We start from the raw sequence: 20,412 nt of genomic DNA, 5'->3' as shown, positions 1-20,412 counted from the left end.
TCCATCAGTTGGCGGTGAGAGAGGATATTGATTTGTATCGAGTCCCGGCAGGTCGTACTCCTCACCGGAACGGTCGAGGGTACAACAGAGCCGGAAATCGTCTATCGAGATGCCCGGGACGTTCCCGCAGTAGTCGAGCACCGTGTCCCAGGGCATGAGGTACGCCTCCTTCGCCCTCCCGCACCGAACCGGAACTCCACGGCAAGGAACCCCCGGCCGCCGGTCTTCCTGATGAAGTCGGTGATTGCGTCGATCTGGTGGACGTTGTTCTTATCGAAGTGGAAGTGCTGGGAGAAGTAGATCTTCTTGCCCGAGATCGACTTGCACTCGATGGCCGGGTAGTAGCGGGGATCGAGGGAGTCCACGAGGACATCGACGTACTGGGTATTGAATTTGCTCTGTTGAGCCGGTAGGCGAACCCGTGGATCTGCCGGTGGGTGAAGAATCGGTTGATGCAGTGGGTGATCTCCCGTTCGAAGTTTGCCATCAGATAGATCTTGAACCCCCGCCTTAAAAACAATCGGTAATTATTTTAATATCGTATCGTATTACCTTGTACTATATGACTATGAAAGGCATGTTACTGGTCGGACACGGGAGCAAGCTCCCCTACAATAAGGAACTCATCGAGACCACCGCAAAACTCATCGCCGAGAAGACGGACGATTACATCGTCAAACCCGGATTCATGAGCCTCAACACCCCGACGGTGGAGGAGCAGCTCGAGGCGTTCCGGAGCGAAAAAATCGATATGCTGGTCGTCGTCCCGCTGTTTCTTGCGAAGGGCGTCCACATCAACCAGGACATCCCCGAGATCCTCGGTCTCCCGAAAGGAGAGCGGCGCGGCACGTTCCAGCTGAACGGCAAGTCTGTGCCGCTCGTCTACGCGAACCCCATCGGCAGCGACCCGCTCCTTGCCGAACTGATGCTGAAGAACGCGTCCGACGCGATCGCCGAACTGAAATCCTGAACGATATGCGAATCCTGGTGCTGGATACCATCCACGGCGGGGCGGAACTCGCCGGAGCACTCCGTGGTGCCGGCCACCAGGTGGACGAGGTGGACGTCTACCGGGGGCAGGCCGGCATCCCCATCGAGGAGGCGCTCGGCCGGACCTACGATCTCGTCACCGCACCGGTCCACCTCGATCCCGATCACCCGCTTCTGCGACGCCACGGCCCCGCAGTCTCGCACCACGAGATGGTGAAGCGGGTTCTCGACGGCGGCCGGCTCCCGCACCCCTTCATCGAGATCACCGGGGCGCGGGGGAAGACCACAACCGCCCACGCCCTCGCAACGCTCCTGCCGGGGCCCGGCGTCCTGCACACCTCGACCGGGACCTACCGTTACCCGGAGCGGGAGCGGCTCTGGAGGAGGAGCATCACGCCGGCCTCCCTGCTCCCGGCGGTTCGCGAGGCGGAACATATCGGCGGCTGGCTGGTCGCCGAGGAGTCGCTTGGGGTCGCCGCCGCCGGGGATGTGGCGGTGCTGACCTCGGCCGAGGACTACCCGGTCGCGGCGGGGAAGAAGAGCGCGATCGCGGAGAAGTGCCGGCTGCTCTCCCGGGCGCGGACGGTCGTGCTCCCGCCGGGGTTCGATCTGCCGGGGACGGTCGCGGCCGACAGCACGGTGTCCTTCGAGGGGCGGACCTGCCGCTATGCCGGGAACGGGATTGCCGGGTCGTTTGAGAATCCGCTCTGCACCCTTCCGGGCTACCGGACGCCGCTCGCGCTCGCGGCCGCGGCCGCCTGCGTGCTCGGGGTCGATCCCTCTCCCCTCGGGCGGTTTACCGCCCTGCCCGGCCGGATGGCGGCCCGGCGGGAGGGAGAGGTCCTGATCGTCGACAACGCAAACAGCGGGACGAACATGATGACCACCATCGAAGCCGCTCGCTACGCGCGGGAACTCTCCGGCGGCGCACCGCTGACCCTCGTCATCGGCGAGGAGGCGCGGGCGATCTGCGAGGGGTTCTCCAGGAACGAGATCCTGCGGACGGTGTCGACCGTCGCCCCTGCGGAGACGGTCTACGTCGGGGAGGGGCATCCGGCGGCGACGCTTGAGGAGGGGCTCGATGCCGCCCGAACGCTCACCCCGGCGGGCGCGATCGTCCTCGCGGTAAAGACGTGGAGATAAGTATGGACTACATTCAACCAAGACCGAGTTCTATCGTCGCGGCGCTGTATACCGGCCGCGACCTGGGGGTGGACGTGGCGATCCTCCACGGCCCGTCGGGCTGCTCGTTCAAGCACGCCCGTCTCCTCGAAGAGGACGGCATGCGGGTGCTGACGACGTCGCTTGCCGACAACGAGTTCATCTTCGGCGGGCACGATCCGCTGGTGCGGGTGCTCCGCTACGCAGAGGAGACGTTCTCGCCCCGCCGGATGGCGGTCGTCGGGACGTGTGTCTCGATGATCATCGGGGAGGACCTCCAGTCCGCGATCCATGACGCGGGGGTCGAGACCCCGGCGATCGCCGTGGATATCCACGCGGGGTTCCGGGAGAACATCGACGGGGTGCTTGCGACGCTCGAGCCCGCGGCCGATGCCGGCTGGATCAGCGCCGACGAACTTGAACGGCAGCGCTACCTTTTAGCGAAGGCAAACGAGGTCGAGCGGCTGCGGGGAGCGGCATCCCGGGCCTATATCGAGCCCGAGCGCGGCGACCTCAAGCACGTCGCGGCAGAGCGCCTCGTCGAACTCGCCGACTCCGGTGCTACGGGGGTCGCCATCATGAACGCGAAGAAAGAGACCGCCTACATGTTCGCCGACGAACTCATCGCGCTCCACGACGCCTGCCCGGATGCCGCAGTCACCTACGTCGCGAACCTCGAAGACCGCGGCCTCCCGAAGGTCAGGGAGGATGCCGGGCGGATCCTCGCCGGCATGCGGGAGCGCGGGGTCGACCCCGAACTCCTCGGGGCGCTCGACGAGTACGGGGCGAACGGCCCCGCGCTCGGGGAGCGGCTCCGGGAGATCGACCCCGACTTCGCCCTCATCGTCGGGGTCCCGCACGCCGTCCCGCCGGAGTACACGGAAGGCATCGAGGTCTTCTCGATCACGAACGGACCCCGGCAGGTGGCGCCGCTCCGTGAGATGGGGCACCGGCACGTCATGGTCGAGATCGACCTGCACCCGAAGACCCTCGGCGTCCGGGATATCGTCGCAAGCGAGTTCGGGGAAGTCCTCCGGAGCATGCGATGAAGTCCTTCCTCGTCGCCGGCGACCGCTCCGGGAGCGGGAAGACGAGCATCACGCTCGCGCTCTCGGCCCTCCTCTCGACCGACCGGGCCGTCCAGACCTTCAAGGTGGGGATGGACTACATCGATCCCTCCTACCTTGCCGGGGTGACCGGCAGGCCCTGCCGGAACCTGGACGGATACGTGATGAGCCCGGACGAGGTCCGGGCGGTCTTTGCGCACGGATGCCGGGGAGCGGATGTCGCCGTCGTCGAGGGGGTGCGGGGGCTCTTCGAGGGCGCAGAAGCGCTCACCGACCTCGGGAGCACGGCCGCTATCGCGAAACAACTCGACCTGCCGGTCATTCTCGTCGTCAACGCCCGGAGCATCACCCGGAGCGCGGCGGCGATCGTGAAGGGCTTTTTGGCCTTCGACCCCGACGTCGACATCCGGGGGGTCATCTTAAACAACGTCACCGGAACCCGGCACCGGGAGAAGGCCGTCCGTGCGATCGAGCACTACTGCGGCATCCCGGTCGTGGGGGTCATCCCCCGCACGGAGGAGATGGAACTTGCCATGCGCCACCTCGGCCTCGTCCCCTACCGCGAAGGGCAGGAGCACGGCGAGTTCCTCGCTCGCATCGAGACGGTGAAACGGATGATCGCCGATCACGTCGACCTGGACGCCCTCCTCGCGCTCGCACACGAGGGCGAACCGCCGGCGGAGGAGAGTTCCATCTACGCGGCTGTCGAGCCGGACGTCCGGATCGGCGTCGCGCTCGACGAGGCCTTCAACTTCTACTACGCCGACCTGTTTGATATACTGGCATCGTGCGGGGCCGAGACGGTCCCGTTCTCCCCGGTCCACGATCCGTTGCCGGAGGCCGACGGCTACGTCCTCGGCGGCGGCTACCCGGAACTCTTCGGCGCGGAACTCGAGGCGAACACCGCGATGCGGGAGGGGCTCCGGGAGGTCTCGCGGAACGGCACGCCCATCTACGCGGAGTGCGGGGGGCTGATCTACCTCACCGACCGGATGGTCCTCGCCCCGGGGTTCGCGGGGTCGGGAGAGGAGGAGACCTACGAACTCGCCGGGATCTTTAAGGGCACAACGAGGATGCCGGCCCGCCGGATGCTCGGCTACGTCGTCGGGACGAGCGCGGCGAAAAGCCCCGTGGGCGAGGCGGCGTTCCGCGGCCACGAGTTCCACTACAGCAGCGTCGACCTCGCGCCGGAGACGCGCTTCGCCTACCGGCTGAGCCGGGGGAGCGGGATCCGGGACGGCTTCGACGGCGCGGCCCGGGACCGGACGATCGGGAGTTACACGCACCTCCACCCGGTGACGAGCAGGGGGATGCTCGCGCACTTTGTGGACTGCTGCCGGGGCTGACGGGGGCGCAGCGATATTTTTTTGAGACTTCGCGTTCTTCATGCCTCGCACTCCGCGTGAGTTTTTCGGTACAGAGGGGCAGTACAGCCTCACGCGAAGAGCGCGAAGCCGCGAAGAACGACTTTCCCGCAGGGAAAAGAGTTCGAGCACCGTTAGGTGTGAAGTGCGAATGAAGCGAGCATGAGAAGCCATCAGGCTTCGAAGGGGAGTTGCTCTACCCATTTACCGATCTTCGCGGCCCGCACCTATGCTCAAGCTCGCTGCGCTCGCACTTCGCGTGAACTAACGGGTGCGGATAGCTATGCAGTAGTCTCACGCGAAATGCAACGTTTCATAGTAACAGAGTTCAAGGGACATCACGCCTCCGGCCGCCGCCGGGCGGTGCACGAAGCGCAAAACATACAAGCGAATCGATACCACACTACTCCCATGATAATTTACCTTGACGGCAAATACGTCCCCGAAGAGGAGGCGAAGGTCTCGGTCTTCGACCACGGGCTCCTCTACGGCGACGGTGTTTTCGAGGGGATACGGGCCTACAACGGCAGGGTCTTCCGTCTCGACGAGCACATCGCACGGCTCTACGACTCGGCGAAGGCGATCGACCTCGCCGTCCCGATCACGAAGGAGGAGATGGCCGAGGCGGTCAAGGAGACGCTCCGGAAGAACAACCTGCGGGACGCCTACATCCGCCCGATCGTGACGAGGGGCAAGGGCGACCTCGGTCTCGACCCCCGGAAGTGCAAGGTGCCGACCGTCATCGTCATCGCCGTCACCTGGGGCGCGATGTACGGCGACCTCTACGAGAAGGGGCTCCGGGCGGTCTGCGTCTCGGTCCGCCGCACACCGCCGGAGTCGATGCCGCCGAACGTCAAGAGCCTGAACTACCTGAATAACATCCTCGCGAAGATCGAGGCGAACTACCGCGGCGTCGACGAGGCGATCTTCTTCGACACCAAGGGCTACATCGCCGAGGGCTCGGGGGACAACATCTTCGTCGTCAAGGACGGCGCCATCATCACCCCGCCGACCCTGAACAACCTGCGCGGCATCACCCGGGCGGTCGTCCTCGAGATCGCGGAATCGATGGGCATCACCCTCCTCGAGCGGAACCTCGGCTACTTCGACCTCTACACCGCCGACGAGGTCTTCGTCACCGGAACCGCGGCGGAAGTCGGCCCGATCCGCGAGATCGACGGCCGCGTCATCGGGAACGGCAAGCCCGGCCCCATCACCCGGCAGCTGATGGCGGCCTTCAAGGCCGTCACCCAGAAGGAAGGGTCCCCGATCGACGGGTAAGGGGACTCAGGTTCCCTGCCATAACTTTTTTATCTGCACACGCCCAAGTTGTATAGCACTTCGGTGCATAGATTCGCTGCTATAGTGTAGGGGCCAATCATGTCGGCCTTTCACGCCGACGACTGGGGTTCGAATCCCCATAGCAGCATATTGTTTTGGCGAGATGATAACTCAAAATCAATGTTGACACCTCTCAAGTATCACGGTATCAAGATATGGTGACAAATAGGGATCATTTAGAAAAGCAGAAATCCACAATTTAGCTTTTTATATGCTTCAAATTTGTTGTGGTAACTAATATGATATTTTAATTACTTAATGGCTACATTGAGAGGATTATGGAAAATGAGATAGATAGGGGACGTGCCGAATTACAAAGTGTTAAAGATAACTGGCAATCTATAATCGATCAGTTAACACAAGATCCCAATAAGCAAATATCCCCAGATGAGGCACGACGTATTCGGCTAAAACTTGACTTGGAAAATTCGCGACTTAATCTTTTTTATGCGTCTGGTTTTCAGGATCACAATTTTGATTTAGACGTTGAGAGCGTCATGAACCAATTAGATATGAGATTAGAAGTTGCCTTGTTGGCGGGTAAAAGAAATTACGATAAAGAGATGCATCAAAGGAAAATTGAAACAATTCTAACATGGGGACGGTTTTTTAAACGACATAAAGTTTAACATCGTGTCATTTGTAATTGGAGTTATTACAACAATATTATATTTTTTGAAGCCAATTTAAGATCATTGAAAATGCAGAATATCCTGAAGTCAATTAACTCTCTGATTCTTCAATAGGGACCTTGGCACCAGGCAAGATCCCAAGACGCCCCTCCTGCGAGATGAAAACTGGGAATACTCGCTCATCGGCGTGATCGTTCGATATTCGCCATCATGGCTCAGATACTCCCTATGAGACATCTCGCCCCTCTGTTTTTCAAATCGGTAGATATAAGTGATCCAAAACCGAGAATCTCGAATCAAACCGTCTAGATCGAGTTCCGGATGAAATTTTTAGATATGCAACTGCACTAATTGTATTTCAGATAAAAATCAGCAAGGAAGGCTTCCTAGCCTCGGAAGAAATGATCACAGAAACGATGTACCGCAACGGAAAATCATATCTCTCTAAAGGTCGATTTCATGAACAACAATAACGTTGCCATCTATCTTGATTTCGAAAATCTTGCAATTTCGGCAGAACAGACGTATCCTTCTCGTGAAAAACCACTCCTCTTACGGCCGATTCTTGATTTCGCAACAAGTCTTGGAAACATTTGTATCAAAAAGTCATATGCGGACTGGTCACAGAAAATAGTTCATCAATACGAGAGAAAACTAGTGAAACACGGTTTTGAGATGAGACACCTCCCGCAGACCAGTTCTCAGGGAAAAAACGGAGCTGATCTGCAACTTGCCATCGATCTACTGGAGGATATGCAACTATTTCCAATAATCGACGTGTTCATACTCGGTTCTGGTGATACTGATTTCATCCCTCTTATCCGTCGAGTGCTTTCACGTGGTAAGCGAGTGTACGTCATTGGGTTCGACAATTCTGTAGGAACCGTAATAAAAGAAAACTGCACGGAGTATAAATCACTCGAAGAATTATTGGGTATTGACGAAGATGTTGCCGAAGATGCCGAATTGGGGACAAACCAACTGTTAGATGAAAATATCAACAAACTTTCGGGACGCGAATTGCTCATCCGGTTTATCAAGAACCGCTCACTCGAGGGACCTATACTGCTGTCCCAGCTCAAACCACAACTCATCCGGTTGCAACCGTCTTTTTCTGAGAAGCAACTTGGATTCTCTTCGTTCAAGCAATTCATCGAATCTTTGAAAGAGGATGTCGTTGAGAAGATTGAAGCAGACCCCGAAACCGGGCACCCTCAGGTATATTTGAAGGATCTTGCAGAGATCGAAAATGTCGGTATCGACAAATCACTTCAGATCAGTGATTTCCTGTACAAAACTCTCCGATGCCCAAAAGACCCTACGGTGAGAGATGAACTATCTGAGAATCTTTATACCTTACTCTCACCAAAACAGCCCATTTCCATGCACGATATGGTAGATCACATCTTTGAAAAAACGAACGGCACCATCCCAAAAATCACGATACGAAAATTTGTCTTTGCTCTCGGACAGGGTCGGGCATTCCACTATGCAGATCGGGATTACTCGGGACCTCTGCTTAGCAGGCCGCAGGTACTGAACGATTCTATCCAGGGATCCGATGAGATTAAGAAAATATATCAGGATAGAGTCATCGAGGTCATAGAAAGGAAATACTCGGATATTGAGGATGAACTGTTGAAGTCCCTTCTGAATTGATTATCCAGGCGCATGCGATCCCCCACGAACTCCTCGAACGTCCGGTCCCCGAAATAGGAACGAATGGACGCAACAGCGTCGCGGATATCCTCAAGATACAACAGGAGATCCCTAGCATAAACAACCTCGCCAAGGAAAGCATCCCGGATCCGGGGCTTCAGAGTATCGGCGATGACGAGGTCCGTCTTTCGTCCCAGGAGATCCTCGAGGTAGAACTTGAGGTCCATGAAGTGTGCGACTGGCCGCAGGGCAGGAGCTCGAGCACCGCGAGGCTGCGAGTGTCGAAGGTCTCCTCACCCTCCTGGAACACCACCAGGATGTCGATGTCGCTCGCCGGCGTCTCCTCGCTCCGCACCACAGACCCGAAGATGCCGATATGGGCCACTCCGTAGCGTTCCCGGATAACAAGCAGGTTCTGTCGGATCTGGGCGAGGGGATGCATCGTTACTCTTGAGTTCTCCATCCGTCATCTTATACCCCCCGATATCCGGGAGCTCGCATCATGCCATCGTGGCCGGACAGTTCTGCATCACCTGTGGTCGGATCACTGTCTTTTTCCCTGCTCTTTCGCAGTTACTATTCTCCAGAATATGTCCTCCGCCATGAGCGGCTCAAACATGCACATCAGCATGGAGAATATCCGGGAAGTGAACGCAGATGACACGGAAGGCTCAATGACATGATACACCCGCCGAGGATACAGCATTACAGCCGATTAGCGCTACCCCCTCTTTGGATCCGGACGTCTCCTTTCTCCTCTCAGATCTCCGTGGCCTGATCCGGGCGGCAAAAGGCCGTGCTGCGACCGCGGTAAACGTCGAGCTGGTCCTGCTGTACTGGCATATCGGCGACCGAATCGGCAGGGATATTCTCAAGGAAGAACGGGCACCATACGGTAAGAGAATTCTTTCGACGCTGTCGAAAGAATTGATAGCAGAGTACATTGTTTTGAGCCAGGTTCAAGGCAAGAAGTAAAATAGAAGGTTAATAAAACCCTGAAGTCAATCTCCCATGCGGTGACGCCCGGTGAGAGAACGCAACCATCCTATGCCAGAGGGGCCTGACCCGGAAGAGAGAGGAGCTACCTTCCTTGGATGGTTAAAGAAACGTGGCGGCATGAGGAAGGTGCAGGACTGCCAGCGGAAGTGCAGAGAGAACGGCTTTGAGGCGAAAGATTTTGTCGATTCAATGGGGCAGGATTACATTCGCCTCTACCGTGCCGGCGGGGGGGATAAAGTCATCAAACTTGAAAAGCCCGTGTGGGCGGATCAATGGATGACCTACTACGATCTCGAAGTGCCCCACCACCGGCACTGGACCAAACTGAAGAAATAGATTCTTTATCAGAACATTTTTTTACTATCACTCACCACTGCTATCTATCAGTGAGAGTACCCGTAGCGCTCTATAGGGGCACAGGTGCTGTAGTTGCACAGGAGAAGTGATTATGTCGGAGAAAAAACTGCCGGAACTTCCTGAAGAACTCGAAAGATTCCTGGACAAACCCTATGGCGGTTTATTCGGGAATACAGTTCTCGCTCAGGTCGTTGAAGAGATCGTCGCCGATCCGACGATGGATTATCGGCCCGGGTACCTTGAGGAGATGACGGGCAAAAGGGCCCCCAGCATCAGGGAGGCGCTCAAGACGCTCGTCAAACTCGGACTGATCGAGAACGTATCAAGTGACGTCCAACATCCGGTCTATCGGGTCGTTGTCGAGTCGAAGAAGTTCATTGCGCTCTCCCTGCTGGCCTATGCCGTGCTCGACGACCGGAACGGGACGAACTGCATGAACACAGCGATCCTGGATTACTACAATAGATCGCTCAGAGCAAAAGTGGAGCCGCTTGCAGTCGCGACGAACTATGCCGGCGAATGGACTACCGGAGAAGATTGCTCTGCACGGGAAGCAGAGTCAGAATATTCGATCTTCTCTGTGGGGGCGTAACCATGGAGGGGGAGCAGAAAGAGAAGAAAGATGGAGCAATTGCCGTCGATCTCCGCAAACTCTATCGGTTCGAGCCGGAGGAACTGCAGCTGGATATCACGCACAGTTCCTACTCAAACCTTGCGTACGTGCAGGTAGCGCACAGAGATGTCTGCATCGACTTTCTGGAGATGCCCGGCGTCCGCCGGGACGGTAGAGCGCGGATAAACGGAACACGCGTCTACATGTCGCACGCCGCCGCACAGAAACTCGCTGAAGCGCTAAGCGGGATTCTTGAGAGGGTGCATACGGAGGAAGGCATGGAGAGGTACGTCCCCGGGGGTCTGAGGAGGCGACCCTCAACAGAAGTTGAGCGGGAGCAAGAAGACAGACTCGTATAGAGTTCCCACATGTTGCCGATTGGTTGCGGTTCATACTCGATCGCGTAGAAGCCTCCTGTTCCGGCCCCGCCTCGTTGCTCCCTGGGGCTTACCCGCCACCGAACCCTTCCTCGATACCGCTATCCTCGGCCGCCCTACACGCCTCCACCGCATCCCCGGCTCCGCAACACTCCCCGGCGTTGTCATCTCCGGTTCCCTCGCGTAGCTTCCGCGGACTCCCGTATCCCTTTCCGTTCCCGCGCCGGCAGCCGTTCCCGCCTCCACCCCGACACGCGACCCCCGGGGCGCCCGCCCCCCGGGAATGGCGACATCGTTCAGGACCTTAAACAGCCGCAGCCCGAGAGCGGTCGGCTCGTAGAACACCTTCCGTTTATCGGCAAAATCCTCGAGTTTGGCGATCTTCCTTGCCACAAGCCCGCCGTCGACAAGACCTTTCAGAACAGGGCCGATGGTGTTCGGGTTCGCCTTGAACTCCTCTTTAATCTCATTGAAGTACTTCCTGCCCTCGAGCACCAGGGCAACGTACACGGCCCACCGGAGATCGCCATTCAGTTCCGTCACGGCGGCCCGGGCCTCGTAGGGAACTTCGTCCAGGAATTTTTCAACGACTGCCTGCTCCATACCTCACCTCAACACGGATACCAGTTACATATGACTAACTGTTATCAACCTTATCTCTAACCTCAGTTAGAATTTTGTAACTAATTGTTATAATGTCGCGATGATAATACTTTCTTAATGGCTCCTCGGGGGGGACACTCGAATAGAGAGAACACACCTCGCATTCGCTTCGAGAGAATGAAGCGAGAGCTCCCCATCGGCATTTACGGCTCATTTTATCGGGAGAGAAAGAACGATCTGCTCAAACTGAAGGATGCCCTCAGGCAGCACGGATACCTCAATGCATGCATATCGGAAGACTTAGACGATAGACCTCAAGAAGCGCAAGATCCATCCGACCCCATATACGATCGCCGCTTGAGCGTACAACTGATCGATCGAAGCGTGGCTCACGTATTCGTCCTCGCGATGCCCGAGGAGGACGAACCGGCCAACCTGATACAATCCGTCTCAATGGAACTTGAACGACTCACCACACTCATGGATCACGGGCTTAAAGATCATCAGGATGTCATGCTCCTGGTTCAGGACGGACTTATGGAATGCATCGCAGGGAGCGCCGGGAACGTATGCAAGGGGCTGATTGCCGGGAAAGAATACAAATGGGATATCGAATATTATACGCAAATAGATACCACCTTCAAGCCCACGATCAACTTCTGTTATCGGTGCATTGAAAAACGGTGGGACTTATAGCGAACCCCTCCCGGAACAATCCGAGCGGCTTGATGATAGTAAACCCCCCTGCGCAGGAGGGCCCGGCGACATACCCCTGAGGAACTCGACGCTGACACACAGCCAGCGCCGTTAGCGGCCGGTAACTGCCCCTCACCCCGCGTATCCCGGAGGTTCCCTCACAAACCCCTCTCCATGTTCCGAAGCCGGAGAATAACTCAAGCAAAGAAGATCGAAGATTCGTCTCCTGTAACCTCATATGGATGACCACACCAGGGCGGTCACGGTTCACGAACGAATTTTTCTCCAGCGCCTCAAATGTATCCATATAGGGGAACCGGCCATGACGGAGAAAGAGAGGATGTTACGCGGAGAACTCTATGCCGCACAGGACGAAGAACTGAAGCGGGATAGCCTGAGAGCCAGAAGATTGACACGATTATTCAATGAAACGACAGAAGAGGAACCGGAATACCGGACAGAACTGCTAACGGAACTCTTTCAATCCACCGGCGAGCATATCTCTATCGAACCGCCGTTTCGCTGTGATTACGGCTGCCACATTCGTATCGGCGATGATTTTTACGCGAACTATGACTGCATCATCATCGATGTCTGCGATGTGGCGATCGGCGATCATGTCTTCCTCGGCCCTCGTGTCGGCATATATACCGCGGCACATCCGATCGACGCAGAGGTGAGAGACGCGAATCTCGAGTACGGAGAACCGATAACGATAGGCAACAGTGTCTGGATTGGAGCGAACACCGTCATCAATCCGGGAGTAACAGTCGGGAACAATGTGGTGATCGGCTCCGGCTCCGTCGTAACGAACAATATACCCAACGACGTGATCGCCGTTGGAAATCCGTGCAGGGTGTTGCGTGCGATAACACCTGAAGATAAGGAGTACTGGGAGGAGAAACAAAGAGAGTATATGGAAGATTAGGCAGACAAAACCCCGCCCCTACGCCGGGCCAACCCGGTACTGCCCCCGGGGTATCGTGATCTCGAACCGTGCCCCCCTGCCTGCATCCCCGGTCTCCCGGATCGTGATGCCGGTGATACCCAGGACTTCCCGCGAGAGGAAGAGCCCGAAACCGGTGTTCTTCCCAAATCCCCGCTCAAAGATCTTCTCTTTGAGACCGGGTTCAACACCGCCGCCGTCATCCTCGCAGACGACGACGCAGTCCCCGTCGCGAATCCCGAACGCAAAGCGGATCGTCGTGGTCTTCTCCCCGTGGCGCAGGGAGTTGTCAATCAGGTTGAAGAAGACCTCAGTTATGAGAGGATCGGCAAACACCTCCATCCCGTCGGGGATCTCATTCTCCAGCGCGACCCCGTCGAGGCCGGCGTCCCTGCCCGCACCCGTCACGAGGGTCCGGAGGTTCTGCCAGACGGGGAGGTGCACCCCGACCTCCTCGTAATCCTGCGTGAACTGGATCATCGACGAGATCCGTCTGCTTGCCGTGGCAACGTGGGACAGCATCTCCGCGGCCGAGGGATCAGCATTCTTCTCCTGCAGGAACGCGAGATAGCCGTTCAGGATCTGGAGCTGGTTGTTGATGTCGTGCCGGGTGATGCCCGAGAGGAGGTTGAGTTTCTTGTTTGCCTGGTGCAGCGCCTCTTCCGCGCGCTGCCGCTCGGTAACGTCACGAAGCGAGATCAGGATCGACGGAGCACCGTTGAAGACGATGGTCTTCCCGAGACTCTCGACCCACCGGACATCCTGCTTCGTCGTGACGATCCGGTAGCGTGCGACGTACCCGTCCATCCCTCCTGCCACATTCTCAAAATCCCTGACCGCATCCCCCTTTGATGCGGGGGCGATGAACTCCATCACGTTCCTCTTCCCGATCAGCCCGGCGGGATCATCTGTGCCGATAAGCCGACCTGCGGCACGGTTCGCGAAGAGGACGTCCCCTTCGGGATCAAGGATGAGAATGCCGTCGAGCGAATGCTCCACAAGAGTCCGGAACTTCTCTTCGCTCTCGGAGAGCGCCGCAAGAGCGTTCATGCGCTCTATCTCGGCCGCCGCTTTCGCAGCGATGATCTCGATGAACTCAGGGGCGGAAGGCGGCAGGGTGAGCGGGGTCCGGGTCAAGAGGCAGAGGATGCCCACGACCCGCCCCGTGAAATCCCGGAGCGGGGTCCCGGCATAGCCCCGGATGTTGAACTCCCGGATATCCCGGCTCTCGGGGAAGAGTTCGGCAACATTGTCGGGGTAGACGCAGAACCCGGTTGCCGCGGCATTCTCACAGGGCGTACCCCTCAGGATATAGGAGTAGTCCGGGATCTTCTTGCCGTCAAGGAGCATGGAGAGCAGCCGGACACGCCCACCGTCCGGCGCGATCTCGCCGATCATGACGCAGTCGGCCCCAAGCCAGGCACTGAGGCTCTCCGCTATCCGGTCGAGCGACTCCATGCCGGTCGCTCCCACCATGCCGGCGACCAGCGCATGGAGCGCCGACTCCGCAGCCCGCTGTTCCGTGATGTCGCGGACGACCGAGATCGTGGCCTGTTGTCCGTCGAGATCGAGCAGGCTGGTGCTGATATCGATGATCTTCTCCTGGTTGTCTCTCGTCCGGTAGTGGGTCTGGAAGACTGCGTGCTTGGTTCGTATCAGGTCCTGAACATACCCGGGAGCTCTTCTCCGCATCTCAGGAGTGTCGAGATCGACGAGACTTACGCCCTGGATCTCCTCCCGCGTCATGCCAAGGATCCGGCAGGCCGATTCGTTGACGTCGATGAACTTCCCCGGCCCTCTCGGCGTGAGCTCATTGATCAGCACGCCTTCGTGTGCATTTTCCAGGATGAGGCGGTAACGCTCTCCACTCTCGCGGATCGCCTCCTGTGCCTTTTTGTATTCCGTAATATCCTCGATCGTCGTGAGGATGTGAGGCACGCCGCCGATCGGCACGATGCGCGAAGAGAACCGGCAGGTCCGGATCTCCCCGGCCTTGTTGCGGCACCGCAGCTCCATGCCGTGCACGGTCTGCTCAGCCCGGAGCTTCGAGACGAACCGGGCGTTTTCGTCGTCATCGACAAAAAAATCCATTTCGCCTGCGATTTTACCGATCAGTTCCTCCCGGGTATATCCGGAGCTACGGAGAAACGCATCGTTGACGTCGATGAAGGCGCCGCCGGAACCCGACGTAAGGGTCAACGGAACAGGGTTACTCCGGAAAACCGTGGCAAACTTGTATTCCGAGTCGCGCAGCGCCTTCTCCGCCTGCACGCGTTCGGTAATATCCCTGAACGAGAGGAGCATGGCCGGCGAACCATGCAGGACGATCATTCTCCCGGTGCACTCAAGCCACCTCTCCCTCTGCGCAAGGGTGTCGATCTTGCAGTCCATCTGGTATCGGCCGTGCTCCTGCACACCCTTGCGGAAACGGCTTACTGCGCTCTCTCTGAACTCCGGGGCGACAAAATCCAGCACATTGATCCCGCCTGCCGGGTTCAGGTCATCTGGGATCTCGACGATCTCGGCCGCCCGTGGATTGGCGTACAGGAGCCTTCCGGTAACGTCGGTGATGACGATTCCCTCGTTTGACTGCTCCACGACCGCCCGGAACATCTCGGTGCTCTCGCGGAGCGCCTGCTCCTTCTCACTGAGCAGATCGTAATTCTTGCGGAGTTCTTCTTCGGCAACCGTAACCTTTGCATAGGCGGCGTGGAGTTCGTCCGCCGCAATCTTGCGCTCCGTGTTATCGATGAAGGTCTCCAGCAGGCATTCCCGCCCGTTGAGGTTGAACCGGACGACGGATTTTATGATGTCGACCCGTCCCCCGTCAGCGGTGAGCAACGTAGACTCGGCATTGTCGAGATCCTGGTGCAGATCCGTGATCGGGCACCTGCCCCGTTCGTTCGGACAGATACACCGATGACAGATTGTGCCGACGATCTGGTCCCCGCTCGTCCCGATCATCTCCGCAGCAGCGGGGTTGAGGTCCACAATCTCGTGCGTCCCGGCATCGATGATGACGATCCCGCCCTGTGTCGATGCGTAGATCTGGTGGAGATAGTCACGGCTCTCGGCAAGCGCCGCTTCCATCCGTCTCCGATCGGTAACGTCCTTGAAGATCCCCCGGGTGTACCGGCATCTTCCGTCCACCGTCTTGCAGTCCGCCACACCCTCGACGTAGACTTTCCTGCCGTCCCGGGTTCTGAAGACCGCGTCGATGATCCCGACGTTCTCGCCGGCCATCACCCGCCGGAACGTTTCGGCGCAGTGATCTGCGCTATCCTCATGGATGATGTCGAACACCGTAAGGTTCGGGAGTTCCTCCGCCGTATACCCGAGAGTATCCAGCCATTTCGTATTGACGAAGCGGAAGTGCCCGTCAGGGGTGACGCTCTGGATCAGGTCGTTGGCGTTCTGGATGTCCAGGTAGCGCTGCTCCTGCTCCGCGACGGTAATCTCTGCCCGCTTTCGTCTCACCGCCTGCCGGACCTTGTGCGCGAGTTCGGCGAACTGGGCCTTCGGGTCCCCCCCCTTCTGGACGTAGAAGTCGGCGCCGTTGTTGATGGCCTCGATCACGACCTCTTCGCGGCCCCGACCGGTGAAGAGGATGAACGGGATGTCGCCGAACCGCTCCCGGACGACCTTCAGGAAAGCGATCCCGTCCATCCCGGGCATCTGGTAATCGGAGATGACGGCGTCGTATGACCGGATTGCGGGGTCGGCCAGGGCTTCCTGCGCCGATGTCGAGGTTGCGACATGGAACTCTCCCGTGCTCTCCAGGAAGAGCCGGGACAGTTCAAGGAGACCCGGCTCGTCATCAACATAGAGGACCGATATCATACAGCGCTCTCCTCGTGCTCCTCCGGCCGGTATGCAGGGCAGCATCCTCCCGGAAGAAAATACTGTTGTACCTGTCCCCCGTGCTCCGCCGGAGAGGTCGATGCGGTGTAGTTCTACACTCTACTATATATGCATTTCATTACGGTTTTGTGAATAATGTTCGAGTATTCGGAAAAAATTGGCATTTGGATTTCCAAACTGTCCGTAAAACCCGGCGAATTTTTCCGAAATGCGCAGAATAATGCAATTATTTTGCATCCGCTCGACGGTCGTCCCGGGCCGCGCCAACCACTTCTCCGGCACGGCCACGGGAGTCTCTACCTCCGGCCCGCACCAGGGTCGGATGCATTGCTGCTTTCATTGCCCGGTGTCCGGAGAACCGAACGGGAACCGTACCACCTCCGGGAAGAACGACAGCAGTCGCACGAGGATCGCGAGGGGCAAACCGGCAGAGGAACCCGGTATCCGACTGCGCCCGTTCCGGAACTCACGACACAGAGGGGCAGAAAGCCCCCGGCCGGAAGGAGTCATCAAGCAGAATCGCCTCCTTCCATCACCCGGGAGGGCGCGTCACGTCCCCGGACGGCCCATTGGCGGGTGAAAATAGACAGCGATATAAAGCGAGAAGAGGATATTTTATCAAAAGCAATGACCGAGAACGACCGGGCGTCCGGCCTTCCCGAGTGTGGACAGGGAACTACAAAAACAGGTGTTTTCACCTTCGATCCACGAACGTTCTGCATCTCCCGGGCCACCGGCGTTCTCTCCGGCATGCTCGGCTACCCCCCGGAAGAACTCGTCTCCTTCACCCTCTCCGGGATATGGCCGGACGAGACGGAGCGGGAGCGATTTGTCCGGTCGATCGACGGGCAACAGGCGGTCGCAGATTTCCCCGCCAACCTGCTCCGCCGCGACGGCACGCTTCTCCCGGTGACGATTGCCGCATCCTCCTTTCCGGAGACGGATATCACCTGCATCGTCTCTTTTCGCCCCCGGGAAGAGGAGGAGAACCTGCAGATCTTCAACTCCCTCATGGATGCCGTCCTCATCCTCGACTGGGACGGCACCGCCCTGTTTGCCAATGCCGCAGCCGCAACGCTCGTCGGCGTCTCCTCGCCGGCCGAGATCATCGGCCTGAACCCGCTGCAGTTCGTCCACCCCGACTACACAGCAGCCGTCGCCCGTGACCTCACGAACGTGCGGTCCGGACACGACGGTTACCTCGCCCACTACCTGATGCGGGATCTGCACGGGAACGACAGATGGATCGAAGGGCTCGGTTCGGCCATTACGTTCAAAGGCCGGGAAGCAAACCTCGTCACGCTCCGCGACATCACGGAGAGGAAGAGCGTCGAGGGCAAACTCGCCCGGACCAACCAGCAGTTCCGCGACCTCTACCGTCTCGTCCGGATGATGTGCGACAACGTCCCCGACCTCATATGGGCAAAAGACATGGAGAGGCGGTACCTCTTCGCGAACAAGGCCATCTGCGAGAAACTCCTCAATGCCGCAGACACCGACGAACCGCTGGGCAAGACGGATATGTTCTTTGCCGGGCGCGAACGGCAGGCTCATCCCGACAACCCTGCCTGGCACACCTTCGGCGAGATCTGCCGGGACTCCGATGCAGTCGTCATGGAGAGCGGCGAGGCGGGACGGTTCGACGAGTACGGGAATATACAGGGGAAATTCCTCTACCTCGACGTCAGCAAGGCCCCGTTCCGGGACGAGAACGGGCAGGTGATCGGGACCGTGGGGTGCGGCCGCGATGTGACCGAGGAGCGGCGGGTGGAAGAGAGGCTCCGGTGGAACGAGGCGTTGCTCTCCCGAATGGCCCAGGCCTCCCCGCTCGCCTATTTAGTCGTCGATAACCGGACGGACGAGATTCACTACTTCAACAGCAGGTTCTGCGAGATGTGGGGGCTCTCACACCTGGAGGACGAGATGCGGGCAGGCACCCTCACGAACAGCGATATCACCTCTCGCTGTATCCCGCTCGTCAGGGACCCGGAGGCGTTTGCCGCATCCTGCACGCCGCTCCAGGATGAAGCGAACCGGTCGGCCATCGAGGACGAGATCGAGTTCGTCGACGGGCGGTGCATCAGGCGATTCTCCACCCAGATCCGCGATGCGGACGACCGGTACTTCGGGAGGCTCTACCTCTTTGAGGATGTCACGGAACGAAAGAATGCATCCGAGACCCTCCGCCGGCACGACGCCATCATGAGCGCGGTGAACTTTGCGGCCGACCGGTTCCTCAAGGAACCGGACTGGAAGACCCAGATGCACGAGGTTCTTGAGCGGTTCGGCAGGGCCACCGATGTGAGTCGGGTCTACATCTTCGAGAACGACACGGATCCTGCGACCGGCAAATCCGTCTGCGGCCACCGGTGGGAGTGGACCGCGGAGAGCGTCGCCGCCGGGGTGGACGACCCGGCTCTCCAGAGCGTCCCCTACAGCGGGGTTCCCCGGTGGTGCACGGAGCTCGCGGCCGGAAGAGCGATCGTCGGGCCGGTGCGGACGTTCCCTCCGGGCGAGCGGGCATGCCTTGAGTCCCAGGGGCTTCTCTCCATCGCGGTCGTCCCGATATTCGTCCATGAACACTGGTGGGGCTTCATCGGGTTCGACGAGACCCGGAGGGAGCGCACCTGGTCCCCGGCGGAGATCGACGCACTCCAGGCGGCGGCAAGCATCATGGGTTCGGCGATCCTGAGAACGACGAACGAGGAGGTCTACCGGAACCCGGTGGAGCGCTCGCCGGTGGGCGTCTACCTCTTTCAGGACGATCGCCTGAAATACGTCAACCCGCGGTTTGCCGAGATCTTCGGCTACACACCCGACGAGCTCAACAACCCCGGCACACACCTCGCTCTGGTTGCCCCGGATGATCGGGACGATATGTATCGGCGGCTGCAGGCCCTGCTCTACGGCGAGGTTGAAGCGGAGCACCACGAGTTCTGCGGGGTCCGCAAGGACGGGCGGGCCATCTATCTTGAGAACTTTGCAACCCGCCTTCTCTTCGAGGGGCAGCCGGCGACCATCGGCAACCTGGTGGATGTAACCGACCGGAAACGGGCGGACGCGGCGTTGCGGAGTTCGGAGGAGCGGCTGAAGATCCTCTTCGAGTACGCCCCGGACGCCCTCTTCCTTGTTGATATGAACAGGGTCCTGATCGACGCGAACCGGGCGACCGAGAGGCTGGCAGGCAGCCCGAAGGAGGAGTTCATCGGCAAAACCGTCGTTGAATCCGGATTCGTGGCGCCGGAGGAACTGCCGAAGGTGGAGATGATAATCGGCCAGCTCACGACCGGGACCACGGCCGGCCCAATCGAGTTCAACTATCTCCGCAAGGACGGCACCCGCGTCGCCGTGGAGATAACGGCATTCCGGGTGACGGTCGACGGCCGGCCCCTGGTGCTTGCAAGCGCCCGCGACACCTCGGAGCGGCACCAGCTGGAGGAACTCAAAAAGAAGGCATTCCTCCAGATCGAGGAGAACATCGAGCGGCTTGCCATCTTAAACGACTCTATCCGCAACCCCCTCACCGTCATCATCGCTCTTGCGGAGATGGGGGATACGGAGACCGACCGGAAGGTCAGCAGGGAGGCATGGGCGATCAATGCGATCATCGACGAGCTCGACCGGGGATGGCTGGTCTCGCGGAAAGTGAAGGAATTTTTGAAGAAGCATTACTCGTGAGAGGCGGTCAGCCGGATCTGCATGGCAACGAGGGGCAGAAAGCCCCCGGTCGGGAGGGAACGTCAGGC

At 58.8% G+C, this 20,412-nt stretch carries 18 protein-coding genes and 1 tRNA gene; 15 read left to right on the top strand and 4 right to left on the bottom strand.

The annotated features are described in order from the left end of the window. Positions 1 to 101 precede the first annotated feature (101 nt). Positions 102 to 365: a PDDEXK family nuclease gene (locus L21_RS14500; protein ID WP_256713210.1), complete on the bottom strand. Its 264-nt coding sequence runs from the start codon at positions 363 to 365 to the stop codon at positions 102 to 104. 197 nt (positions 366 to 562) lie between these two features. Between L21_RS14500 and cfbA the strand changes: the two genes are divergently transcribed. The 8 genes from cfbA to L21_RS12395 all read left to right on the top strand — a co-directional run bounded on the left by cfbA (position 563) and on the right by L21_RS12395 (position 8,214). Then, the gene (cfbA, locus tag L21_RS12425) at positions 563 to 970 is read left to right on the top strand and encodes a sirohydrochlorin nickelochelatase (protein WP_074370770.1); all 408 of its coding nucleotides are present in this window, start codon (positions 563 to 565) and stop codon (positions 968 to 970) included. Positions 971 to 975: 5 nt separating this feature from the next. Beyond that, on the top strand, positions 976 to 2,133 hold the full coding sequence (cfbE, locus tag L21_RS12420; RefSeq protein ID WP_074370769.1) for a coenzyme F430 synthase: 1,158 nt from the start codon (positions 976 to 978) through the stop codon (positions 2,131 to 2,133). 2 nt (positions 2,134 to 2,135) lie between these two features. Then, positions 2,136 to 3,200, top strand: a complete 1,065-nt coding sequence (gene cfbD, locus L21_RS12415; protein WP_074370768.1) for a Ni-sirohydrochlorin a,c-diamide reductive cyclase catalytic subunit — start codon at positions 2,136 to 2,138, stop codon at positions 3,198 to 3,200. Further along, the gene (cfbB, locus tag L21_RS12410) at positions 3,197 to 4,564 is read left to right on the top strand and encodes a Ni-sirohydrochlorin a,c-diamide synthase (protein ID WP_074370767.1); all 1,368 of its coding nucleotides are present in this window, start codon (positions 3,197 to 3,199) and stop codon (positions 4,562 to 4,564) included. Before cfbD ends, cfbB begins: the two co-directional genes overlap by 4 nt. 429 nt (positions 4,565 to 4,993) lie before the next feature. Further along, on the top strand, positions 4,994 to 5,863 hold the full coding sequence (gene ilvE / locus L21_RS12405) for a branched-chain-amino-acid transaminase (RefSeq protein WP_074370766.1): 870 nt from the start codon (positions 4,994 to 4,996) through the stop codon (positions 5,861 to 5,863). A 75-nt stretch (positions 5,864 to 5,938) separates the two neighbouring features. Further along, positions 5,939 to 6,011 (top strand) — tRNA-Glu (locus tag L21_RS12400). Between the two features lie 190 nt (positions 6,012 to 6,201). Continuing rightward, on the top strand, positions 6,202 to 6,552 hold the full coding sequence (locus L21_RS13940) for a hypothetical protein (RefSeq protein WP_143727305.1): 351 nt from the start codon (positions 6,202 to 6,204) through the stop codon (positions 6,550 to 6,552). 462 nt (positions 6,553 to 7,014) lie between these two features. After that, entirely contained in the window at positions 7,015 to 8,214 is a 1,200-nt protein-coding gene (locus tag L21_RS12395; RefSeq protein ID WP_074370765.1) for an NYN domain-containing protein, read from the top strand. Positions 8,215 to 8,371: 157 nt separating this feature from the next. Here the strand turns inward: L21_RS12395 and L21_RS12390 are convergent, their stop codons facing one another. Next, complete coding sequence (locus L21_RS12390) at positions 8,372 to 8,677, bottom strand: nucleotidyltransferase family protein (RefSeq protein ID WP_074370764.1); 306 nt, start codon at positions 8,675 to 8,677, stop codon at positions 8,372 to 8,374. A gap of 269 nt (positions 8,678 to 8,946) precedes the next feature. On the opposite strand from L21_RS12390, the gene L21_RS12385 reads away from it, so the two are divergent. The 4 genes from L21_RS12385 to L21_RS12370 all read left to right on the top strand — a co-directional run bounded on the left by L21_RS12385 (position 8,947) and on the right by L21_RS12370 (position 10,542). Beyond that, positions 8,947 to 9,189, top strand: coding sequence for a DUF1016 N-terminal domain-containing protein (locus L21_RS12385; protein WP_074370763.1), 243 nt, complete (start codon positions 8,947 to 8,949; stop codon positions 9,187 to 9,189). 51 nt (positions 9,190 to 9,240) lie between these two features. Further along, entirely contained in the window at positions 9,241 to 9,549 is a 309-nt protein-coding gene (locus L21_RS12380) for a hypothetical protein (RefSeq protein ID WP_074370762.1), read from the top strand. Positions 9,550 to 9,661: 112 nt separating this feature from the next. Next, complete coding sequence (locus tag L21_RS12375; protein WP_074370761.1) at positions 9,662 to 10,162, top strand: hypothetical protein; 501 nt, start codon at positions 9,662 to 9,664, stop codon at positions 10,160 to 10,162. Between the two features lie 2 nt (positions 10,163 to 10,164). Then, a complete protein-coding gene (locus L21_RS12370; protein WP_074370760.1) occupies positions 10,165 to 10,542 on the top strand; it encodes a DUF3467 domain-containing protein in 378 nt (125 codons plus the stop codon). Between the two features lie 30 nt (positions 10,543 to 10,572). Here the strand turns inward: L21_RS12370 and L21_RS12365 are convergent, their stop codons facing one another. Further along, positions 10,573 to 11,163, bottom strand: coding sequence for a MarR family winged helix-turn-helix transcriptional regulator (locus L21_RS12365; RefSeq protein WP_074370759.1), 591 nt, complete (start codon positions 11,161 to 11,163; stop codon positions 10,573 to 10,575). A 177-nt stretch (positions 11,164 to 11,340) separates the two neighbouring features. On the opposite strand from L21_RS12365, the gene L21_RS12360 reads away from it, so the two are divergent. Both L21_RS12360 and L21_RS12355 read left to right on the top strand, forming a co-directional pair. Beyond that, complete coding sequence (locus L21_RS12360) at positions 11,341 to 11,859, top strand: hypothetical protein (RefSeq protein WP_143727304.1); 519 nt, start codon at positions 11,341 to 11,343, stop codon at positions 11,857 to 11,859. 322 nt (positions 11,860 to 12,181) lie between these two features. Continuing rightward, a complete protein-coding gene (locus tag L21_RS12355) occupies positions 12,182 to 12,787 on the top strand; it encodes a sugar O-acetyltransferase (protein ID WP_074370782.1) in 606 nt (201 codons plus the stop codon). 18 nt (positions 12,788 to 12,805) lie between these two features. Here the strand turns inward: L21_RS12355 and L21_RS13935 are convergent, their stop codons facing one another. Then, complete coding sequence (locus L21_RS13935; RefSeq protein WP_074370757.1) at positions 12,806 to 16,645, bottom strand: PAS domain S-box protein; 3,840 nt, start codon at positions 16,643 to 16,645, stop codon at positions 12,806 to 12,808. 648 nt (positions 16,646 to 17,293) lie between these two features. Between L21_RS13935 and L21_RS14320 the strand changes: the two genes are divergently transcribed. After that, a complete protein-coding gene (locus tag L21_RS14320) occupies positions 17,294 to 20,344 on the top strand; it encodes a PAS domain S-box protein (RefSeq protein WP_074370756.1) in 3,051 nt (1,016 codons plus the stop codon). Positions 20,345 to 20,412 lie beyond the last annotated feature (68 nt).

The sequence above is a fragment of the Methanoculleus chikugoensis genome (genome assembly GCF_900095385.1).
Lineage (GTDB): Archaea > Halobacteriota > Methanomicrobia > Methanomicrobiales > Methanoculleaceae > Methanoculleus > Methanoculleus chikugoensis_A.
This window is presented reverse-complemented; position numbering and strand designations above follow the sequence as displayed.